The sequence below is a fragment of the Gilliamella sp. Gris1-4 genome (assembly GCF_001690335.1).
In the GTDB taxonomy this organism is placed as follows: Bacteria; Pseudomonadota; Gammaproteobacteria; order Enterobacterales; family Orbaceae; genus Gilliamella; species Gilliamella apicola_P.
The window spans coordinates 1-3,237 of record NZ_LZHA01000064.1 but is presented as its reverse complement, the minus strand read 5'-3'; the positions used below and the strand labels follow the sequence as shown (position 1 = coordinate 3,237).

General features: G+C 36.8%; 7 protein-coding genes. All 7 read right to left on the bottom strand.

The annotated features are described in order from the left end of the window. Nucleotides 1-97 precede the first annotated feature (97 nt). Entirely contained in the window at nucleotides 98-493 is a 396-nt protein-coding gene (locus A9G31_RS08270; protein WP_065560381.1) for a DNA-packaging protein, read from the bottom strand. Nucleotides 494-561: 68 nt separating this feature from the next. After that, nucleotides 562-927 (bottom strand): hypothetical protein, encoded by a 366-nt coding sequence (locus A9G31_RS08265; protein WP_065561246.1) that lies wholly within the window; start codon nucleotides 925-927, stop codon nucleotides 562-564. Nucleotides 928-938: 11 nt separating this feature from the next. Beyond that, on the bottom strand, nucleotides 939-1,664 hold the full coding sequence (locus A9G31_RS08260; RefSeq protein WP_141671423.1) for a KilA-N domain-containing protein: 726 nt from the start codon (nucleotides 1,662-1,664) through the stop codon (nucleotides 939-941). Nucleotides 1,665-2,128: 464 nt separating this feature from the next. Continuing rightward, nucleotides 2,129-2,359 carry an Rz1-like lysis system protein LysC gene (gene lysC, locus A9G31_RS12245; RefSeq protein WP_081299390.1) on the bottom strand — a complete coding sequence of 77 codons (231 nt, stop codon included), beginning with the start codon at nucleotides 2,357-2,359 and terminating at the stop codon, nucleotides 2,129-2,131. Further along, on the bottom strand, nucleotides 2,256-2,603 hold the full coding sequence (locus A9G31_RS08255; RefSeq protein WP_065561244.1) for a DUF2570 domain-containing protein: 348 nt from the start codon (nucleotides 2,601-2,603) through the stop codon (nucleotides 2,256-2,258). The genes lysC and A9G31_RS08255 overlap by 104 nt, the downstream gene beginning before the upstream one ends. After that, the gene (locus tag A9G31_RS08250; RefSeq protein ID WP_065561243.1) at nucleotides 2,600-3,043 is read right to left on the bottom strand and encodes a D-Ala-D-Ala carboxypeptidase family metallohydrolase; all 444 of its coding nucleotides are present in this window, start codon (nucleotides 3,041-3,043) and stop codon (nucleotides 2,600-2,602) included. The genes A9G31_RS08255 and A9G31_RS08250 overlap by 4 nt, the downstream gene beginning before the upstream one ends. Further along, nucleotides 3,027-3,237, bottom strand: a 211-nt coding sequence (locus A9G31_RS08245; protein ID WP_141671422.1) for a phage holin, lambda family, incomplete at its 5' end; no start/stop codon positions are given. The genes A9G31_RS08245 and A9G31_RS08250, both read right to left, overlap by 17 nt.

Genomic DNA, 3,237 nt, shown 5'->3' with positions numbered 1-3,237 from the left:
CCTCGACCGCCGTACGCACCACGATATCTGACATTTTCGGCTACAAACACAGATATCAATTTTTTAGGTAACTGTATTTGTGCTGTTGTCATGACGTTTACTCTGCGGGTGTGACTAGCTCTATTCGTGTTGGTTTTGGTGACATCGAGCCGTCGGATGATTGGTGGTCTATTTCTTGTTTTTCGCTATAGCCGTGATTAGATAGCATTAGCTTAGTGATTGTTGGATTGAATGAGCTAGTTAGCCCACCATTTATTAGTTTATTCTCTTGTAACGTTTTAATTGCTTCTAGCGTGTCGGAAAACTCTTTGTTTTGTTTTGCATACTCATACATTGATGACTTGTGCTTACCAAGATAACAAGCAAGACCTGCAACACTTGGCACTACATCCCCAAATGTTTCATAGTCCCCAAGCAAGTATTCTTTAGCCTTAATTAAGCATTCAGCTAGTTCACTTGGGCGACCCACTTTTTTCTTTTCGCCCTTTTTCATAATCTTTCCTTAAACTAATAATTGAATTTGTTTCATCGTTACCCTGCGAGTATGATTAATCATTTATGTTAATGATATGTAACTGCTGATTTTGTTTCTTTCTCTTCTAATTTCATTAGCATGAAATCACTCATTAGATTGTTTAATTTATCTATGCCAGATTGATTTAAATAAAAGGTAGTGCCGATTTTTAATGAACAGCCCTCTTTTGTTTTATTCATATCAATCATTGAACCATACATACATATGCGTTCAAATTCTGAAAGCTCTCGTTCATAGAATCCCTCCAAGAAGGACGCTAGGCTGTCGGGTTCTAATTCCAAGTTTCCTAGATGATGTTTGAAAATATTATCGCCATTTATTCTAATTAGATGTTCTACATATGAGATGCTAACAATGCGAGCGTAAAAAATAGGGTTTTTATTATTATCCATGATAGTTACCTTTATGCTGCCAATATAAATTTAATCTGTCCCTGCGTATTAAATATTGTTGAGCATCGAGCTTCAAAATCTTTGTAATCAATGCAGCCTTTTGCAATTGTTGTTATTGCTATTAACTGGTCTTCTACCGCTTTCAAAGCTTCTGGTTTTAAAAATTGATGGATTTTTTCACCTTTTTTCGTGCGCTCTTTGATACTTTGATAAACCTTTTTAGGTAGCACGACACCATAAACCCACTTCTGGGTTATCAGTCCAAATAATGATGGACAACCGCCAATATGATTATTGAATGGCAAGTTAGTCATTTTTGATAATGCTTGATAAAAAGGTTGTTGGAATCGTTTTTCCCATGTTTGCGGTTGACTATAAGTTAGTATTGCTAATACTTGTTCGTCTGTGTACGTTATTGATTGAGAGCGAATGAGTTTATCTATTTGCTCATCACACCATATTTCAAAATCCACAGACAGCCACCGGGCAAATCGAACGGCTAATTTAGGATGAATCCAAGTACCACCACCACGATCCTTTCTGGCTCGGCTAGTTTTTACATACGGGATTTTCTGGTATGTAGATTCTAAAGCATTGATATAATTAACTGTATCGGGAAGAATTAGCCAGTCATTTGGACGTTTACCAAATCTTGATGCCGCTTCAGTTGCGTTAATCCAACCATCATCGTTAAAACCAACTTGATGACCGTTAAAATCAAATTTAATAATATTCATGGTGTTCTCCATTAGAAATGAGTTTTAGTCACACAGGGAACCAGTCCAAGAGAGGTAACCATGAAAACCATCTGGTGCCCTCTAAAACTCATTCCTAAGTGGCTCTTGTTGTTAATTTTGTTAATTGCCGTGTGATAGCAAATTTCAGATATAAAAAAACCGCAATTAAGCGGTTTGATTAAATATGCAGTTATTTTTTATAACCGCCCGGGGATTTTTATACTTTATGCGGTAAAAGTGAATAGTTATTTATACAGGTAGTTAATTGAAAAACTATTAATGAGGAGTATCTAAGTTGATAGTTTTAAGGGGATATGGTTTCTAAGTTTGGCGACCGTGAACCAACTCCCCTTGAGTAAAGAAATTAAACATGATACGGATAAAAATGTAACATGTTTAATAAGTGAGTTATCTCAAACGCAATTAGATGATAACTTACTTTTCCCCGATTAGCAATGCAATAACTAATAACTAATTTCTTTTATCGCCCTTTTGTCCGCATTACACTTCTCAATAACATTTAGCAAATGCTCGTTATATCTGAGACTATCGCCAAACGTCATTTTTTGAGATGGTAAATTCGGCAGACAATCACTGAGCAAATTTGCCGGTATCGGTCGATTGACGTAAACTTTTCGCTCTGTTGTACAAGCTGTTAGAAACAGACACAGGCACAAACTGACTAGCGCAGTCATTATTTTTGAGTTGCTCATTGATTTGCTCCTGACGTTTAATAGATTCGTTTTCTAGTTCACGCTTACTTTGCTCGTTATCAGCTATGATTTGATTGTTTTTAGCGATATTCTGCTCTAACTGTTCGATTTTTCCGGACAGTTCAGCGTTTGTTTTTTGAATTCGTTCATTATCTAAATGTAGATTGATAATAATATAAATCATGAAAACAAAAATAATCGCTATAGTCGTGTATGTTTTATTCATTTTAAACCGTTCAGATAAATAGTTTTGCCACCATTTTTGACCGCAGTTAATACTATGCGACGGTTATTCGCTGGGCTGAACCCGATATGTACCCACTGATTGTGTTCCTGTATCAGTTTGTCAAATTGCACACCAGCATCAATTAATCGTTGGCAAATCTCTTTAGGCGTACCGAATGACGATTTAAAATCAACAGCCAAGCCTTTCGTATGAGCGCTTGTTGCTACACCGCCAACTTTAACATTTAGTGCAGGACAGCGATATCCAGACGTGATAATGATTGGCTTACCCAAAGCTTTTCTTACTAACTCAAGATGAGTAGCTGTTAATTGCACGCTAGGCATTAAATCGGCAGGCACAGAGTTATCAATTTTTAATCTGCTGGCTGTTGTCGAGCGAGTAAACTCTTCTAGCGTAAAATGTTCAGTTAGTTTGGTCATCGTTGTTATCAACCCTTTTTCTTAACATTGAATTTGATATTTGACGTAATTTATCAACCCCTAAAAATCCAATTGCGCCACCAATAAACGGATTCATACTAACTGGTAAGCCAAAATAATCTAGCCCACTGCTAGCAGCTAATGACAACGCACCACACAATAACGCTTCTACCCATTTACGACGTCCGCCCACA

Coding starts and splice junctions, on each gene's coding strand:
- A9G31_RS08270 (WP_065560381.1), bottom strand. CDS start 493: ATGAAAAAGGGCGAAAAGAAAAAAGTGGGTCGCCCAAGTGAACTAGCT.
- A9G31_RS08250 (WP_065561243.1), bottom strand. CDS start 3,043: ATGACCAAACTAACTGAACATTTTACGCTAGAAGAGTTTACTCGCTCG.
- A9G31_RS08260 (WP_141671423.1), bottom strand. CDS start 1,664: ATGAATATTATTAAATTTGATTTTAACGGTCATCAAGTTGGTTTTAAC.
- A9G31_RS08255 (WP_065561244.1), bottom strand. CDS start 2,603: ATGAATAAAACATACACGACTATAGCGATTATTTTTGTTTTCATGATT.
- lysC (WP_081299390.1), bottom strand. CDS start 2,359: ATGACTGCGCTAGTCAGTTTGTGCCTGTGTCTGTTTCTAACAGCTTGT.
- A9G31_RS08265 (WP_065561246.1), bottom strand. CDS start 927: ATGGATAATAATAAAAACCCTATTTTTTACGCTCGCATTGTTAGCATC.